The organism is Microbispora sp. H10830, from assembly GCF_014161375.1.
GTDB lineage: Bacteria > Actinomycetota > Actinomycetes > Streptosporangiales > Streptosporangiaceae > Microbispora > Microbispora catharanthi.
The window spans coordinates 213,553-229,958 of the sequence record NZ_JABBWX010000002.1; the positions used below are offsets into that span (position 1 = coordinate 213,553).

Annotated in this window: 18 protein-coding genes; 9 read left to right on the top strand and 9 right to left on the bottom strand. The window is 71.5% G+C overall.

The annotated features are described in order from the left end of the window. The first annotated feature begins 39 nt into the window (after positions 1 to 39). On the top strand, positions 40 to 810 hold the full coding sequence (locus HHX35_RS05745) for a cyclase family protein (RefSeq protein ID WP_041952829.1): 771 nt from the start codon (positions 40 to 42) through the stop codon (positions 808 to 810). 100 nt (positions 811 to 910) lie between these two features. Here the strand turns inward: HHX35_RS05745 and HHX35_RS05750 are convergent, their stop codons facing one another. Together HHX35_RS05750 and HHX35_RS05755 are read right to left on the bottom strand one after the other, a co-directional pair. Next, positions 911 to 1,996, bottom strand: a complete 1,086-nt coding sequence (locus HHX35_RS05750; RefSeq protein ID WP_182897884.1) for a Gfo/Idh/MocA family protein — start codon at positions 1,994 to 1,996, stop codon at positions 911 to 913. An 11-nt stretch (positions 1,997 to 2,007) separates the two neighbouring features. Then, positions 2,008 to 2,946: an SRPBCC family protein gene (locus HHX35_RS05755; protein ID WP_041952827.1), complete on the bottom strand. Its 939-nt coding sequence runs from the start codon at positions 2,944 to 2,946 to the stop codon at positions 2,008 to 2,010. Between the two features lie 183 nt (positions 2,947 to 3,129). On the opposite strand from HHX35_RS05755, the gene HHX35_RS05760 reads away from it, so the two are divergent. Further along, complete coding sequence (locus tag HHX35_RS05760) at positions 3,130 to 4,128, top strand: aldo/keto reductase (RefSeq protein ID WP_182897885.1); 999 nt, start codon at positions 3,130 to 3,132, stop codon at positions 4,126 to 4,128. A gap of 59 nt (positions 4,129 to 4,187) precedes the next feature. Here the strand turns inward: HHX35_RS05760 and HHX35_RS05765 are convergent, their stop codons facing one another. Next, positions 4,188 to 5,642: an FAD-dependent oxidoreductase gene (locus HHX35_RS05765; protein WP_310738909.1), complete on the bottom strand. Its 1,455-nt coding sequence runs from the start codon at positions 5,640 to 5,642 to the stop codon at positions 4,188 to 4,190. A gap of 120 nt (positions 5,643 to 5,762) precedes the next feature. Beyond that, a complete protein-coding gene (locus HHX35_RS05770; RefSeq protein WP_182897886.1) occupies positions 5,763 to 6,788 on the bottom strand; it encodes a class I SAM-dependent methyltransferase in 1,026 nt (341 codons plus the stop codon). Positions 6,789 to 7,093: 305 nt separating this feature from the next. On the opposite strand from HHX35_RS05770, the gene HHX35_RS05775 reads away from it, so the two are divergent. Further along, on the top strand, positions 7,094 to 8,647 hold the full coding sequence (locus tag HHX35_RS05775; RefSeq protein ID WP_220505080.1) for an alpha/beta hydrolase: 1,554 nt from the start codon (positions 7,094 to 7,096) through the stop codon (positions 8,645 to 8,647). An 83-nt stretch (positions 8,648 to 8,730) separates the two neighbouring features. Further along, on the top strand, positions 8,731 to 9,465 hold the full coding sequence (locus HHX35_RS05780) for an alanyl-tRNA editing protein (protein WP_041952995.1): 735 nt from the start codon (positions 8,731 to 8,733) through the stop codon (positions 9,463 to 9,465). Between the two features lie 24 nt (positions 9,466 to 9,489). Here HHX35_RS05780 and HHX35_RS05785 read toward each other — a convergent pair whose 3' ends face one another. Next, entirely contained in the window at positions 9,490 to 10,104 is a 615-nt protein-coding gene (locus HHX35_RS05785) for a GNAT family N-acetyltransferase (protein WP_041952823.1), read from the bottom strand. Beyond that, entirely contained in the window at positions 10,101 to 10,646 is a 546-nt protein-coding gene (locus HHX35_RS05790; protein ID WP_041952822.1) for a DinB family protein, read from the bottom strand. Before HHX35_RS05790 ends, HHX35_RS05785 begins: the two co-directional genes overlap by 4 nt. 59 nt (positions 10,647 to 10,705) lie before the next feature. Here HHX35_RS05790 and HHX35_RS05795 point away from each other — a divergent pair, with 59 nt between their 5' ends. Continuing rightward, entirely contained in the window at positions 10,706 to 11,659 is a 954-nt protein-coding gene (locus tag HHX35_RS05795; RefSeq protein WP_182897888.1) for a YafY family protein, read from the top strand. Positions 11,660 to 11,664: 5 nt separating this feature from the next. Here HHX35_RS05795 and HHX35_RS05800 read toward each other — a convergent pair whose 3' ends face one another. Next, entirely contained in the window at positions 11,665 to 12,186 is a 522-nt protein-coding gene (locus tag HHX35_RS05800) for a helix-turn-helix domain-containing protein (RefSeq protein WP_182897889.1), read from the bottom strand. Between the two features lie 83 nt (positions 12,187 to 12,269). Between HHX35_RS05800 and HHX35_RS05805 the strand changes: the two genes are divergently transcribed. The 3 genes from HHX35_RS05805 to HHX35_RS42510 are packed head-to-tail and all read left to right on the top strand — an operon-like array spanning position 12,270 to position 13,572. Beyond that, positions 12,270 to 12,611, top strand: a complete 342-nt coding sequence (locus HHX35_RS05805) for a hypothetical protein (protein WP_182897890.1) — start codon at positions 12,270 to 12,272, stop codon at positions 12,609 to 12,611. Positions 12,612 to 12,625: 14 nt separating this feature from the next. Continuing rightward, positions 12,626 to 13,402: a S9 family peptidase gene (locus HHX35_RS05810; RefSeq protein ID WP_220505081.1), complete on the top strand. Its 777-nt coding sequence runs from the start codon at positions 12,626 to 12,628 to the stop codon at positions 13,400 to 13,402. Beyond that, positions 13,399 to 13,572: a hypothetical protein gene (locus HHX35_RS42510; RefSeq protein WP_220505082.1), complete on the top strand. Its 174-nt coding sequence runs from the start codon at positions 13,399 to 13,401 to the stop codon at positions 13,570 to 13,572. The genes HHX35_RS05810 and HHX35_RS42510 overlap by 4 nt, the downstream gene beginning before the upstream one ends. 152 nt (positions 13,573 to 13,724) lie before the next feature. Here HHX35_RS42510 and HHX35_RS05815 read toward each other — a convergent pair whose 3' ends face one another. Further along, positions 13,725 to 14,567 carry a PIG-L family deacetylase gene (locus HHX35_RS05815; RefSeq protein ID WP_310738910.1) on the bottom strand — a complete coding sequence of 281 codons (843 nt, stop codon included), beginning with the start codon at positions 14,565 to 14,567 and terminating at the stop codon, positions 13,725 to 13,727. A gap of 81 nt (positions 14,568 to 14,648) precedes the next feature. Between HHX35_RS05815 and HHX35_RS05820 the strand changes: the two genes are divergently transcribed. After that, positions 14,649 to 15,125: a hypothetical protein gene (locus tag HHX35_RS05820; RefSeq protein ID WP_182897891.1), complete on the top strand. Its 477-nt coding sequence runs from the start codon at positions 14,649 to 14,651 to the stop codon at positions 15,123 to 15,125. On the opposite strand, the gene HHX35_RS05825 is transcribed toward HHX35_RS05820, so the two are convergent. After that, the gene (locus HHX35_RS05825; protein WP_220505083.1) at positions 15,122 to 16,321 is read right to left on the bottom strand and encodes a sugar MFS transporter; all 1,200 of its coding nucleotides are present in this window, start codon (positions 16,319 to 16,321) and stop codon (positions 15,122 to 15,124) included. The genes HHX35_RS05820 and HHX35_RS05825 overlap by 4 nt on opposite strands. Between the last annotated feature and the right edge of the window lie 85 nt (positions 16,322 to 16,406).

Genomic DNA, 16,406 nt, shown 5'->3' on the forward strand with positions numbered 1-16,406 from the left:
GGCCCCTCAGCACCGACCTCCTCAGGACCTGGAGCACACATGCCGCTGATCGACTTGTCGTCACCCGTCGACGCGACCTTCTGGGAGCCCGACCCGGTCGTGCATCAGGCCATGACGCCCGCGGAGGGCGCACGGCACATGAGCGCCGAGATGCGCGAGCACCTGGGGCTGGAGTTCGACCCCGCGGTGCTGCCCGACGGCGAGTTCCTGAACAATGACACCTTCACCTTGACGACGCACACCGGCACACACGTCGACGCGCCGTCGCACTACGGGTCCAAGGCGGCGTACGGCACGCCTCGGACCATCGACCAGATGCCGCTCGACTGGTTCTACCGTCCGGGCGTGCTGCTCGACCTGCGGGACGCGGAGACCGGCGCCGTGGGCGCGGACGTGATCGAGCGAGCGCTGGCCGAGATCGACTACAGGCCCGAGCCGCTGGACATCGTGCTGCTGAACACCGGCGCCACGCGGCACCTCGGAACCCCGAAGTACTTCTCCGACTTCGTCGGCCTCGACGCCTCCGCCGTCCATCTGCTGCTGGACCTCGGCGTCCGCGTGATCGGGACCGACGCTTTCAGCCTGGACGCGCCGTTCGGCAACATCATCGAACGGTTCAACGCCACCGGTGACGCGGGTGTGCTGTGGCCCGCGCACATGGTGGGACGGGAGCGGGAGTACTGCCAGATCGAGCGCCTGGGCAACCTCGACGCGCTGCCGCGGCCGTTCGGCTTCCAGGTCATGTGCTTCCCGGTGAAGCTGGCCAACGCGGGCGCCGGCTGGGCCCGTGCGGTCGCCCTGGTGGATTGAGCGGTGGACTGAGCGGTGGGCTGAGCCGTCGACTGGGCGGTCGACTGAGTGGTTGTGTGGGTGTTCCCGCGAGAGGGCTCGCGGGAACACCCACGTGTTTCTAACAGCGGATCCAGGTCTGGGCGGTCGCCGAACGCGCGGCCGCGTCGAGAACGAGCTGACCGGTGTGCCCGTCGGCCAAGGTCGGCACGCCGCCGGGCGCCTGCCCGCCGAACACCGCGAGCATGTCGCGTGCCTGTGCGGCGGCGCCCGCGTCCATGACCGCCATCAGCTCCTCGAACGACCCGGGTTCGGCGTCGCCGGTGTCGAGGCCGTCCGCGCGGACCACCGAAGGCCGGCCGCCGGGGTTCGACAGGATGACCTCGACCGGCCGATCCGAGTCGTAGGCCAGCGTTCCGGCACTGCCCACGATTTCCAGCTGGTGGTGGAAACGGCGGTACGGGCTGACCGGAAGCATCCTGCTCACGAACATCGAGGCCCGGACTCCGTCGGCGAGCCTGACGGTCAACGAGCACTCGTCCCAGTTCTCCACCTTCTTGGCCTGCCCGTCCGGCGTGGACCTCTCCGCGAAGACCGTGTGCGCGGCGGCGGTCACCTCCGTGATCTCGCCGCCCAGCCACCGCACCACGTCCACCGCGTGCGGTCCGAGGTCGCTGAGCACGCCGTAGGCGTACTCGTCGGCGTCGTAGCGCCAGTCCCAGGGGGCGGTGGCGTCCGAGGACAACGCGCTGGCCGTGCTGTAGCGCACGTGCCTGAGGCGCCCGACCGCGCCCTCGGCGAGCAACCTGCGGGCCGTCCTGATCGCCGGGTTCCACCGTTGCGTGAACCCGGCGACCGTGGGCAGACCCGCGCAGGCCGTCACCATGCCCGCCGTCTCCTGAGCGGTGCGGCCCAGGGGCTTCTCACAGAAGATCGGCAGGCGGGCGGCGGCCGCGGCTCGTACCGCCTCCGCGTGCGATGACGGCGGGGAAGTGATCACCAGGGCGTCCAGCTCGACCGACTCGAGCATGGCCTCGATCCGGTCGAACGACCGCGGCACACCGAACTCGACGGCCGCCTTGGCGGCGCGGGCGCCGTCGCGGCCGCAGAGGGCCACCAACTCGGCACCCGCGCCGGACAGGGCGGGCGCGAGATAGCGGCGCGCCCACCAGCCGTGCCCGAACAGCCCGACCCTTGTCGCGCTCATCGCGGCGCCGCTCATCCGCGCCGGCGCCGCAGGAAGTCGGCGGCGCTCTTGAGCGCGTCGAGATTGCGACCGCCGCGCACCTCGGCCACGTGCCCCTTGGCCTCGTCCATCGTCCAGCCCCGCTTGGCCACCCCCGTGGGCTTCAGCAGCTCCGTCTGGCCGGTCCTGACGAGCACGCCCTCGGGAGTCTGCGTGAACGTCATGTAGCCGTACAGCATGTCGTCCAGCGGGGGCAGGCCCTCCAGCTGGCGCCACATGATCTTCTCGTTGGGGAAGCACACCCGGGCCTGCTTGGTGGTGTGGATGGCGCCGCTCGGCACCTGCACGTCCATCACGACGACCTGCTGTAGCGGAACGTCCTCCTTGCGGCTGGCGCTCAGGCAGTGCGGTATGCGTTCCGGCCACCTGTCGGCCTCGTAGAAGTAGTTGTAGACGTCCTCGATCGGTTCGTCGATCACCAGCTGCACCTCGTAGGAGACCTCAAGCCCGGCGATGGACGACAGGCTCTCGGCGACGTGCTTGAGCCGTCCCAGCTGCATGCCGGCGCCGCGGTCGAGCATCGCGGCGGCCTGTTCGGCGTCCGGGTGCGCCGGGTCCACGGTGAACTCGTGCCGCAGCTCGATCTGGGTCGTGTCGCCGGACGGGGTGAACGACCATTCGCCGGCGACATCGAGCATCGGCGGGTTGGGGTTCTCGTGCCGGAACCGGATCCGGCCGGCCTCCCGGTCGAGCTCCCGGCGGGCCCGCCAGCTGCGGACCGCGTCGAGCTGCCGCTCCCACGACCACCGTTCCACCCGGTCGGCCGACTCGCCGCGCTCCAGATAGGCGGTGTGGATCACTGGGGTGAAGATGCGCTTGAGCTGGTCCACGTCGGCGATCAGGTCGAAGACGACGGCCGCGGGCGCGTTCACACTGATGGCCTGGACGGAGTCTCTGGTGCTGGTCGGCACGGCTCCGCTCCTTCCTTGGAGTTACCGTTCGCGCTGGAAGAATGACGATTCGAATCTCCCCAGGGGCGCTCGAACCCCGCTACATGCCCGATCGATCGCGTCAGCTGGATCGCGGTTCTAATCCCGGTCTAGCCGCCGCGGCGATGGTGGCGGAGAGCCGGTGCCGTCGGACGGAGAGATCACGTGGAGCGCAGAAAGCTGGGAGCGGACGGGCTGACCGTGTCAGCCGTCGGGCTCGGATGCATGGGCATGTCCGGTGGTTATGGCGCGGTCGATCGCGCCGACTGCGTCACCACCATCCGGCGTGCCGTGGATCTCGGTGTGACCCTGCTCGACACGGCGGACTTCTACGGGGGCGGGGAGAACGAACGGCTGGTCGGCGAGGCCGTACGCGGTCGCCGTGCCGATGTGGTGATCGCGACCAGGGGAGGAGTGCGGTCGGAGGTCCCCGGTGGGCCGCCGCGCATCGTGGACGGCAGTCCCACCTATCTCCGGCAGGCGTGTGACGCCTCACTGGCCCGGCTGGGAGTCGACCACGTCGACGTCTACTACCTGGGCCGGGCCGATCCGCGGGTGCCGATCGAGGACAGCGTCGGCGCCCTCGCGCAGCTGCGGACGGCGGGCAAGATCCGGCACATCGGACTTTCGGAAGTGTCCGCCGAGGTGCTTCGCCGGGCGCACGCCGTGCAGCCGATCAGCGTGCTGGAGAGCGAGTACTCGTTGTGGGAGCGGCACATCGAGGCGGAGATCCTGCCCGCCGCCCGCGACCTCGGTGTCGGCCTGGTCGCGCACAGCCCGCTCGGCAAGGGTTTCCTGACCGGGACCCTGCCGTCGCCCGAGCACTTCGGCGAGGGGGACCAGCGGCGCAACCATCCGCGCCTGCAGGGCGACAACTTCCGGCACAACCAGCGGATGGTCACGCAAGCCCGGCCGATCGCTCAGGAGCTGGGCGTGCCTCTCAGCCGGCTCGCGCTGGCGTGGTTGCTCTCGCGCGGTGACGACGTCGTGCCGATCCCGGGCAGCCGGAGTCTCGGACACCTGCACAGCAACGTCGCGGCCGCCGAGATCCGGCTGACCGAACGGCACATCCGCCTGCTCGAGGAGAGCTTCCAGCCCGGCCGGGTGGCCGGATCCCGCCACCCCGCGCATCGCCGTGCCGCCGGGGTCGACAAGGACGGCTGACGTCAGAGTGACCGGGCGAGCCGAAGCCCGCCCGGTCACCCCGGGTTCTCCGCGTGCTGTCAGGGCGTGCCGAACCAGGTGCGCAAGGCGTCCGGCAGGGTTGCCGTGTCGCCGTCGCCGGCCCACGCGACGTAGCCGTCCGGCCGCACCAGAATCGCGGCGGCGGGCGGCTCGTCGCAGGTCGCGGTCACGGTGTCCACCCGGGACGACCACGCCTCGCCCGCGCCGGCGACGTCGCCGTCCCCGGCCAGGTCGAGCAGCACGCCACGGCCCGAGCGCAGCAGCGCCACCAGGCTCTGTTCACCGTTGCCGGTCTTCAGCCGCGTGTCCCCGGCGAAGGAACCGACCAGGGGGTGCGCGCCTTCGCCCGGCTCGTAGCGCAGGCCGGTGCCCGTCGCCTGTTCGGCCAGGAGACGGTTGACCTCGGGGATCTCCAGCAGTGAGCCGAACAGCGTGCGCAACGCGGTGACGTTGCGGTGCGGATCCAGCAGCGCCAGCTGTGTCCTGCTGTAGTCCAGCACCGCGGCGGCGGCGGGCCGCCGCTCGGCCTCGTAGGAGTCCAGCAGCCCTTCGGGGGCTCGCCCCTGGATCTGCGCGGCGAGTTTCCAGCCGAGGTTCACCGCGTCCTGGAGGCCGAGGTTCAACCCCAGGCCGCCGTAGGGGAAGTGCACGTGGGCCGCGTCGCCGGCCAGCAGGACCCGGCCCGCCCGATAGGCGTCGGCGAGCCGGGTGGAGTCGCCGAACCGGGTCATGAAGGTCGGCTCCACGATGTCCAGGTCGCGGCCGAGGATCCGGCGGACGGCCCCGCGGAACTCCTCGATCGTCACGGGCGCGTCCCGGTCGGAATGCGGCCGGCCGAACTCGGTGGTGACGATCCGGACCACGCCGTTCGGACGCGGGTTGATGTTCACGGTTCCGTGGGGAGTCCTGGTGATGCCGCGGCGTTCCTGCGCCATGGTCGGCAGCGTGCAGTCGCAGAGCATCCCGCCGACGGTCGGTTCCGTTCCGGCGAACTCGATGCCCGCGAGCTTGCGTACGACACTGCGACCGCCGTCGCACCCCACGAGGTAGGAGGCCTCGAACCGCCGGGTCTCTCCGAGGGAGTCCCTGACCTCGACAACGACGCCGTCGGCGTCCTGGTCGAACCCGGTGACGTCGTGCTCGCGCGCGATCGTGACGCCCAGTTCCCGCGCCCGCGCCTCGAGGACCTCCTCGACCCGCGTCTGCGGCACGTTGAGGATGTACGGATGGTCGGAGGTCAACGCGCTGAGGTCGAGCAGCGGCCACATGCCGGCGAACGGCATCTTCGGCCAGGCGGCCTTCTCGTGCCACAACGCCTCGACCAGCCCGCGCCGATCGAGTGTCTCCACGGTGCGCGCGTGCAGTCCCCACGCCCTGGCATGCGGTGATCGCTGTGCGGTGCGCTCGAACACGGTCGCCGGCACACCGGCCAGGCCGAGTTCGCAGGCGAGCATGAGCCCCACCGGGCCGCCGCCGGCAATTGCCACGTTCACACTGGTTCCTTGTCGGTTCTGGGAGCAGGCCGTCCGGCAGACTCCTGAGTGGGTGGCCGCCCGGCCGGGAGCACCCGGACCTGAGTCCGCCGCCGGCCGGCCGGAAGAGGTCGAGCGAGGTCAGGCACGCCGGCCGCTGACCACGCGGAGCGGCAGGCCGGGCTTCTCGTGCGTGTCGAGGTCGACCAGCCCGGCGGAGGCGAGCATCTTCTGGTACATCAGCGGCGAGTGGAGCTCGCCCTGGCTGGTCCACGCCAGCATCAGCAGACTCAGCATGTGCGCGTGGTAGTCCTGGGCGGGCGGCCGGTCGCCGGTGGTGAACCCGACGATGAGCACCTGGCCCCCCGGCTTGAGCGCGGACGCCAGGCGGCGCAGCAGGTCGATCCCGCGGCTGGGCGGGAACTGGAAGAGGAAGTTGCCCAGGATGATCACGTCATACCGCCCGTCGAGCGGGACCTCGAACGCGTCTCCCGGAAGGTAACTCACCCGGTCGCCGACGTGAAGCCGTTCGGCGTACGTCCTGGCGACGTCCAGCACCTCCGGCCAGTCCAGACACGTCACCGTGGCGCGGGTGTCGCGGGCGGCCACGGAGAAACCGAAGAGACCGTGTCCGCACCCGACGTCGAGCACGTCCAGCGACGCCCGATCCTCGGCCCACGGCACGAGCAGGTCGGCGACGAACTCGGCGCCGGGTTTCGTGGCGAAGGTCAAGTGTGTGGCGAAGTCCACCCAGTAGGGGAATCCCGGCGTCTCGGCGTTGACGTCGAGCAGGGTGCCGCCATGCCGTACGACGTCCGCGAGGTTCTTCATCGCGTCCCATTCCCAGTCGCTGGCCGCCACCCGCACCACCCCGCCGCCGTACTGCGGGCTGGAGGTCACCAGCAGCTCTCGCGCGCCGCTGACGAGCTGGAACTGCTCGCCGTCCATGTCCAGCAATCCGGCGGCGGCCAGAGCGCGCAGCAGAATCCGGGTGGCTCGGGGATTGGTGCGCAAGATGGCCGCGACATCGTCAGGATCGGCGGGCCCGTCGGCGAGCGCGTCGAAAATCCGCAGCTCAATGGCGGCACGCAGCAGGTAGGTGGATTTGAACGCCGTCATCATCGCCAGCAGCCGTTCCCGGCTGACCCCGCGATCGGTTCCCGACATAGCGCTCCTTCGTGTCGAACCAGGCGGACAGGTGCGACGCTGGCAACGGTGACTAGAAGCGCGGTAGATGCCCGGTGGAGGCCGAGCCCGACGTCGCCGCGCTCGCCGGCCTGTGGGACAACCGGTGGGACGCGTGGGTTTCCGTCCTGTCACCTGACCGGGAATTCCGGTCGCAACACAACGGGCGAATCAGACGTGAATACGCCGAACGGATGAGGCGTTTTTCCGTCTCCAGTCGGATTCCCGTATTGACATGAATTGCCCACAATTGGTGCTCCATGTTGTCACTCGATAATGGAGGCCGTGTGCGAGCGCGATTAGCCGTCGTCGTCTCATCCCTCATCGCCGCCCTGCTTCCCCTCTCGCCGGTCGCCGCGGGCACCGCCGAGCAGGGCGGAGGCGGGCCCGCCGCATCCGTCACCTGGACGCCCTGTACCGACGACCCCACCGCCGACTGCGGCACGCTGGCCGTGCCGATCGACTGGGCCCGGCCTCGCGGCGCGACCGTCGACCTCGCGCTCGTCCGGCGCAAGGCGACCGACCCGGCGGCCAGGGTGGGTTCGCTCGTCATCAATCCGGGCGGCCCCGGCGGGTCGGGCGTGGACGCCGTCCTCGAACAAAGGCTTGCTTTCAGCGCGGAAATCACCCGCCGTTTCGACATCGTCGGCTTCGACCCGCGCGGCGTCGCGCGCAGTCACCCCGTCGTCTGCTCGGCCGCCCTCGCCTACCAGGCGCCCGACCCGCTCGCGTTGCGAAGCCAGGCCGACTTCAGCGCCCTCGTCGCCTACAACCAGCGGTTGCGCGAGGACTGCCGGGCGCGCACCGGGCCGTTGTTCGACCACGTCGACACGCTCAGCGTGGTGCGCGACCTCGACGCCATCCGCGCCGCCCTCGGCGACGAGAAGCTGACCTACTACGGGGTCTCGTACGGCACGCTGATCGGGCAGCTCTACGCGGAGCGCTTCCCCGGCCGCGTACGGGCTCTGGCGCTCGACAGCAACATGGACCACAGCCTGGGCACCCAGGCGTTCCTCGACACCGAGACCGCGACGGCGCAGGACTCGTTCGACGAGTTCGTCTCCTGGTGCGACCGCACCGAGACCTGCGCGCTGCACGGGAAGGACGTGCGGGCATTGTGGGCCGGTCTGATCGCCCGCGCCGACCGGGGCGAACTGCCGTTCCCCGGGGACCCGTCGGTCTCCCTGAACCGGACCTCCCTGCTTTCCCTGGTCTTCGGCGCCTTCTACGGGCCGGCCTGGTCGCAACTCGCGGACGTGCTCGTCGCGCTGGACACCGGCGTCCAGCCCCCCGCGCCGCCGGCCGAGCCGCGCCGGCAGGAGGACGAGGTCGTCGAGAATCCGGCGCAGGTGTTCTGCGAGGACTACTTCCTGCCCGTGCGTGACTTCCGTGAGTACGCCGCTCACGTGAACCGGGCGGCGAGGATCGCGCCGGACATGCGAATCAGCCCGCTGGCGATCGCGATGGTCGCCGCCTGCCTCGGTCAGCCCACGCCGATTCCCGACCCGCAGCATCAGCTCCGGGTCGCCCCGAACGCGCAGGTGTTGCTGGGCAACGCGGTCCACGATCCGGCCACCCCCTACATCTGGGCGGCGAGCACCGCCAGGCAGATCGGCCGCGCCGGCGTGTTGCTCACCTACGAGGGCTGGGGACACCGCATGTACGGTCGCGGGGACTGCACGACGGGAGCGTTCGACCGCTACCTGGTCTCGCGCGCACTCCCGGCCCGGGGCACCCGCTGCCCGGCGGTGCCGCCCGCCGAGGCCACGCTGCGCCGGGCCCCGTGGCCCGTGCCGTCCGGACCCGTCCCCGGCCTGCCCGGCTGGCGATTCCGGCCCTGACCGATGACACCACCCGGGCGCGGGCCGCACGGCCCGCGCCCGGGATGGGCCTCGGCCCGGCGGCCGTGACTAGACTCGGTGACGTGACGTTCGATCTTCACGGGCGGACGAGGCGGCTGGAGCTGACCGACCAGGGCCTGCGGTCTTTCGAGGCCGTCGTGCTGGAGGCCACGCCGGACGGGATCGTCCTGGACCGATCGGCCTTCTACCCGGGCGGCGGAGGCCAGCCGCCGGACCACGGCGTGCTGCTGTGGCAGGGCGTCGAGACCCGCATCGAGGGCGTGCGCAAGGGAGACGACCTCTATCTCGTCCCGGCGGCGGACGACCCGATCCCGCCCGCCGGCACGGTCGTGCGGGCGGCGGTCGCCGACGAGCGGCGTTCCGCGCTCATGCGCACCCACTCGGGCCTGCACGTGCTGTGCGGCGTCGTGTTCCGCGACTACGGGGCCCTGGTCACCGGCGGGAACATGGAGCCGATGACCGCGCGGATGGACTTCAACCTCCCCGAGGTGCCGCCCGGCTTCAAGGAGGCGATCGAGGACGCGTGCAATGCCGAGATCGCCGCCGACCGCAGGATCGACGTACGGGTGCTGCCTCGTGCGGAGGCCTTCGCGATTCCCGACATCATCCGCACCGCGACGAACCTCGTGCCTGAGGGCATCCCCGAGGTGCGGATCGTCGACATCGTGGGCCTGGACACCCAGGCCGACGGGGGCACGCACGTCGCCTCGACCAAGCAGATCGGCAGGATCAAGGTCGCCAAGATCGAGAGCAAGGGCCGCGGCTTCCGCCGCCTCCGCATCGCGATCTCGGACTGACCGCGCCGAACCCCGGCGGGACGGTCAGAAGTCGATCCGTACGACGGCTCGCCTGAGGGTCGGCCTGCTCACCTCGGTGAACCCCGCGTCGAGGAAGACGTCGCGGCTGCCGACGTGGAGCTCGCCCCAGGTGATCTCGACGCCCGGTCTGGTGATCATCGGGTATGCCTCCAGGGCCCGGGCTCCCCGTTCTCGCGCGAAGTCGATCGTGGCACGTGCGAGCGCGTACGTCACCCCACGCCGGCGGAAGCCCTTGCGGGTGACGAAGCAGGTCACGGCCCAGACGCTGTCGTCGGTCTCGTCCTCCTGCCGCCCCCTCCAGGGGACGCGGGTGCGGGTCAGCTGGGGGTAGGCCGTCCGGGGCTCGACCGCGCACCACCCGACCGGCTCACCGTCCAGATAGGCCACGAGACCGCTGGTCGACCGGGCTCCGGGGGTTCCGCAGCCGGTCTGCTCGCGCAGCCGCGCGGCACGCTCGGCGTCGGAGACCGAGCCCCACTGGTACGTGAAGATCTTGTAGCGCTGGCAATGGCAGTCGGTCGTGCCGAAGATCGCTTGCAGGTCGTCCCACGACGCCCGGTCGGCGGGGACGATGACAAGCCGATCGGCGGGAATCGGCTCGGTGACGTCCTGCCTCATTCCGCCGGCTGGTCCTCTCCGACCAGGCCGTCGACGGACTCGCGGATGAGGTCGGCGTGCCCGACGTGGCGGGCGTACTCCTCGATCATGTCGATCAGCAGGCGGCGGAGGCTGGGCGACTCGCCGCGGGAGCCGGTGTACACCGCGAGCCGTCCGAGGCCGCCCTCGGCCAGCGCCTGCCGTACGCCGGCCCGGGAGCGGGCCACCGCGTCCTGCCACAACGTCGTCAGCTGCTCGGGAGTGTCGTCGGCGGCCGTGCGCCACTCCCAGTCGGGGTCGGCGCCGAAGTCCACCGTGTCCCACGGCGGCGCCGGCGGTCGCCCGAACAGCTTCTGGGAGAACATGTCGTCCTCCACCAGGGCCAGGTGCTTGAGCAGCCCTCCCAGGGTCATGGACGACGCGGCGGTGGTCGCCCGCAGGCCGGCCGCGTCGAGCCCGCCGCACTTCCACGCGAAAATCCGGCGCTGGCGGTCCAGCGAGCCGAGCAAGGTGTCGATCTCGTCGCCAGCGACCGGCGGCTCATAAAGGACGTTTTCGGTCATGGGGGACAGGCTACGGTGCATTCCGGACGATCCACTTCCGGAATGTGACGGCTGGCCGAATGACACACGACGAGAGCCCGACCGCGCGGGCGCTCCTGCTCCTCGAACTGATCCAGAGCAGCCCCGGCATCACGGCGGAACGGCTGGCCGGCCGGCTCGGCGTCTCCGAGCGGGCCGCCCGGCGTTACGTCGGCATCCTGCGTGAGGCCGGCATACCGGTCGAGTCCGTTCGCGGCCCCTACGGGGGTTACCGCGTCGGCCGGGGGCTCCGGCTGCCTCCCCTGATGTTCACTCAGGCCGAGGCGCTCGGGCTGGTGATGGCCGTGCTGGACGGCCACCACGACTCGGCGGACCCGGCCGATCCCGTGGGCGGCGCGCTCGGCAAGATCTTGCGGGTGCTACCCGAGGCGGTCGCCGGGCCGGCCGCGGCGGTGCGGAGCCTGAGCACGAGACACCCCGAGCCCGGGGCCAGGACTCCCAGCCCCGAGACCACCGCCGTCCTCGTCCAGGCCTGCGCCGGGCACCGGCGGCTGCGGCTCGGATATCGCATCCGCCCCGGGGAAGAGCGAATCATGGAGGTCGACCCGTGGGCCGTCGTCGTACGCCGCGGTCGCTGGTATCTGCTGTGCTGGTCGCACACGAAGAACGCCCGCCGGGTGCTGCGGGTGGACAAGGTGGCGGGCGTCGAGGTGCTCGACGTGCCGGCCGTCCCTCCGGCCGATCTCGATCCGGCGGAGATGCTGGAGGACCATCTGTCGGCAGGGTGGCGGCACGAGGTGGAGGTCGTCGTCGACGCGCCCGCCGAGGCCGTGGCCGAGTGGATCCCGCGCAGCCTGGGCCGCCGCGAGGCGATGGACGCGACCACCACGCGCCTGGTGGGCAGCACGGACGAACCGGACTGGTACGTCCGGCAGCTCACGGCGATCCGGGCGCCCTTCCGCATCGTCGGGTCACGCGAACTGCGGGAGGCCGCCGAAGCCCTCGGACGGCGTCTCCTCCAGGCCGGTGCCTGACCGCTTCAGGAGGGCATGACGATGGTGGACAGCAGGCGCCGGGTGCGGCCGGGCGCGGGCTGGTTGGCGAACCTGGGCGCGAGCACTTCTCGCAGGTCCCGCAGGAAGTCCTGGAACTCCTCGTCGCTGAGGTACATGGCCGCCTGCCGGAATCCCACTCCGTCGCGCCCGAGGTCGACGTCGTCGCGGGTGAGGTAGCGGTCGAAGTCGGCAAGCAGCAGGGCGACGAACGTCATGAACGCCTGACGGTGCTCCTCCGCGCTCAGCCCGGCGGCCTCCTCGGCGCTGACGTGCGCGTTGGCCGTACGCAGCCGGTAGGTCCGTTCGAAGGTGCCCCGCACCTTGCGCTCCGCCGCGACCTCGAGAACCTCGCCTTCGACCAGCGCCGCGACCTGTCTGTAGAGGGTCGCGGGCGGCACGTCGGGGAGCTCCGCGCGAAGGTCGGCCGTCGTCAGCATCCGCTCGCCCAGGAGCGCCTGGACGATGCGCAGCCGGATCGGGTGCAGCAGCAACTCGGCCGTCGTCATGGCCCCTACGTTCTCACATTTGACATCATTCTCACAACCGAGAACAATCAGGCTCACCGAAGCGACAACCTGTGAGGGATGCCATGAGCACCGTGACCGTCACCGCCGACGCCGTCGAAGTCCGCCTCACCGCCGCGGAGAAGGCCGCCGCCCTGCGTGCCGACCTGCGCGTCCCGCGCTCGGCGGTCCGGTCGGCCGAGATCGTGGACGACGCGCTCGGCGCGGCCCGGGGCGTGCGCACCGGCCTCGGCGTGCCCGGGTGTCGCAAGCTCGGCACGTGGCACAGTCGGTCGGGCAGGGAGTTCGTCGACGTGCGCCACGGCCAGCCGGCGGTGCGGATCCACCTCGACGGACACGGCTACTCCTCCCTGCTGCTGGGCGTGGACGACCCGCGCGCCGTGATCGCCACCCTCTCCGGCGCCTGAGGAGGACCGGCACGATGCGCGACATCGACCTCGCCTTCGCCTCGGGCGGCGAACGGCTCGGCGGCACGCTGACCCTGCCCGACGGCGACGGGCCCTTCCCCGCGGTGCTGCTGGTCCCCGGCTCGGGACCGGTCGACCGTGACTCCGACCACCGGCGCCTCCCCCTCGGGGTGACCCGTCAGCTGGCCGAGGCGTTCGCGGCCGCCGGGATCGCGTCCCTCCGATACGACAAGCGGGGAGTGGGGGCCAGCACCGGTCGCTTCCTGGCGGCCGGGTTCCGCGACAACATGGACGACGCCGGAGCCGCGCTGGCCGCGCTGCGCGAACGTCCGGAGATCCACCCCGGCCGCGTGGCGTTGACCGGGCACAGCGAGGGCGCGCTGATCGCGGCGAACCTCGCCGCCCACGACCCCGCGGTGGCGGCGGTCGTGCTGCTGGCCGGCACCGCCGGGAGCGGGGCGGAGACGCTGCGCTGGCAGGCCGCGCGTCTCGCGCCGACCCTGCCGGCGTTCGTCCGCGCCGTGCTGCGCCTCACCCGCACCGACCTGGTCGCCAAGGTGACGAAGAACCACGAGCGCATCCGCCGTACGACGACCGACGTCGCCCGCATCGGCGGGGTCCGGGTGAACGCCCGGTGGACCCGCGAGTTCCTCGACTACGATCCCGCCGCCGATCTCGCCGGGATCCACGCGCCGGTGCTGGCCGTCACGGGAGACAAGGATCTCCAGGTGAACCCGGAGGATCTGGCCCGCATGGCGGAGTTGGTGCCGGGACCGATCGAGACCACGTGATCCCCGATCTCAGCCACATCCTGCGCAGGCAGCCCGGGCCGCCGTCGCTGCGCGCCTACCGGCGTGAGGCGCGCGAGCCGATCGACGCGCGGGTCGAGGAACTCGTCACCGGCTGGCTCGCGCGCACGCTGCCGGCCCCGGCGAATCCTGTGCACCCGACGAAGCTGTGATGTGGGCCGGCGGCCGTCCGCGCCGGCCGCGGGCGTCGCGTGTCGTGCGATCCGTTCACCGGGAAACGGCCACCTCGACCCGGGCCAGGCCGCGCCCCTGACACCTGACGGCGGGGGCGCGGCGGTTCACCGGTTGTCGCTCGGGGCGGGCGTCAGCGCAGGCCGGCGAACAGGTCGTCTTCCTGGTCGGGAGCGGCGACCCGGGACGTCGTCCGGATGAAGTACTCGCGCGAGAAGGCCTGGTGCTGGGCCTCCGGCGGCATCCTCAGGAAGGGGATGTTCTCGCCCTGGCTCGCGTGGGCCTGCAGGGCCTTCAGCTTGTTCTCCACGTACGGCGAGACGTCCACGACGCTGCTGATGAGCTCGTCGGGCGTGCCGAAGTCGTCGGGCAGCTCGAAGTCGGGGGCCATGCCGTTCGCCCGCATGAACTCGAACATCTGCCGGATGGCCTCACGCGGCACGGCGGTGTAGTAGAACTTGTCCGGAATGCCGGTCTTCTCGGCCGCCGCGACCGCGATGCGGTGGGCCTGGATGTGGTCGGGGTGCCCGTAGTTGCCGTTCTCGTCGTAGGTGACGATCACCTGCGGGCGGTAGCGCTCCATCAGCTCGGCGAGCCTGGCGGCGGCCGTCTCGACCGGCACGTTCGCGAACGCGTCGGCGTGGCCGTTGCCGTCCCAGCCGTCCATGCCGGAGTCGCGGTAGCCCAGCAGTTCCACGTGATCGATGCCGAGGTGGGCGACCGACTCGCGCAACTCGGCCAGCCGCCGCTCGGCGACCGCGGCGTCGTCGTGGCCGGGCTCGCCCGGCTTCACCCCGCCGGGGCCGTCCCCCTGCTCGCCGTTGGTGCACGTCACCAGGACCGTACGGATCCCTTCGGCGGTGTACTTCGCCAGGATCCCGCCGGTGCCGATCACCTCGTCGTCGGGGTGCGCGTGCACGGCCATCAGGGTGAGCTCTCGGTCCATTCCGTCCCCCGGAGTGTCGTTTACCGTCACCTGGACGACCCTATATCTCCCCTTGATTCTCGTGCGGGCGCGCGTCGTTTGAGCCGGGCCCGGCCCGGTTAAGCGACCGCTATGGGGATTTATCGCGACATGGCGGCGGGAGCGGTCGCGGGAGCGGCCGGGACGACCGTGCTCAACACGATCAGCTATCTGGACATGGCGGTGCGCGGCCGGCCGGCGAGCTCGCTGCCGGAGCAGGCGGCCGGCGCGGTCAGCGAGCGGCTCCACGTCCGTCTCGGGGAGGAGGACGCCCGCAGCAACCGGGAGCAGGGGCTCGGGCCGATGCTCGGCATCCTCACCGGCGTCGGTGTGGGCCTGGCCTACGGCCTGTTCCGCCACGCCCTACGGCGGAGGGTCAGCCTCCCGGCCGCGGCGACCGGGGTGGGCGTGGCCGCGGCGGTCGCCGGCAACGCGCCGATGACCGCGCTCGGGCTGACCGACCCGCGTGAGTGGGGCGTCGGCGGCTGGATGTCCGACCTGGTCCCACACCTCGGGTACGGCCTCGCCACGGTCGCCGCGTTCGAGCTGACCAGATCCCGCCGCCGCTAGGAAGCGGTGCGGGGGGCCGGGTTCATGCGGCCCACCACGAGCCACCAGAAGAGCAGTTGCAGCAGGGCGAGCGCCACGGCGAAGGGCGGCAGCGTCCAGACCCCGACGCCCTGCGCGATCGCCCCGGCCAGCCACGGGAACACCGCCCCGCCGACCACCGACACCCCGTTCAGCAGCCCGATCGCCGTGGGCACCAGCCGGGTCACGGTGAGCCGCGGCGCGACGGCCATCGTCGTGGGGAAGATCGGCCCGAGCCAGAAGCCGAGCAGCACGAAGCTCACGCTGGCCACCACGCCGCCCGGCGCGATCCACGCCAGAACCGAGCTGACGGTGATGCCGGCCAGGCAGACGAAGGTCATCCCGGTCGCGGTCATGCCGAGCCTGGTGGCCGCCGGGCTGATCAGGAAGCGCCCGAGGGCGAGCCCGAGCCAGTAGCCGGAGACGGTGTATCCCGCCAGCAGGCTCCCCTGCCCGTGCTCGTCCACCAGGAAGGTGAACCCCCAGTTGCCCACGCTGATCTCCAGGCCGACGTACACGGCCAGGAACACCGCGCCCAGCAGGACGGCGGGCTGCCGCGACGCGGTGGCCAGCAGGCCCGGACGCTCCGCCTGCTCCTCGGCCGACGCGGGCGGCGGCGCCTCGCGGGCGGGCAGGGTCAGGTGGAAGCCGACCAGCAGCGGCAGGCACACCAGGGCCAGGACCAGCCACACGGCCGTCCAGGGCAGAAAGGTCAGGATCCAGGTGGCCAGCAGCGGCCCGAGCAGTGCGCCGACGCCGAAGAACGCGTGCAGGCGGTTGAGCAGCGTCGTCGCCCCGGGCAGGTCGGTGAGGTAGGCGTTCAGCACCGATTCGAGGATGCCGGTGCCATATCCGGCCAGGATCTGGACCGCCACGAAGGCCAGGAACGGCGGGCGCATGGACGAGTAGAGGCCGGCCAGCACGAACGTGCCGCCGCCGACGATGAGCGAGGCCCGGATCCCGAAGCGGTGGATCAGCAGGCCGGCGGTCGATCCGGCCAGCATGAACCCGGCGGAGAAGGTGAAGAACTGCGTGCCGATCGTGGCCTTGTCGAGGCCGTAGTCGTCGATCTGCGCGGGCAGCAGCACCCCGCCCACGCCGGCGCTCAGGCCGACGAGGATGAAGGTGGCATAGGAGAGGGCGACCGGCGCCCACAGTCCACGCCGCAGTGCGGACACCTGACCTCCCGCGGTACGAGCAGCCTCCGGCCACCCGGCATGCGGGATCGGCCGTATCCGTGATCAACGGTGATCCCGTTTTCCG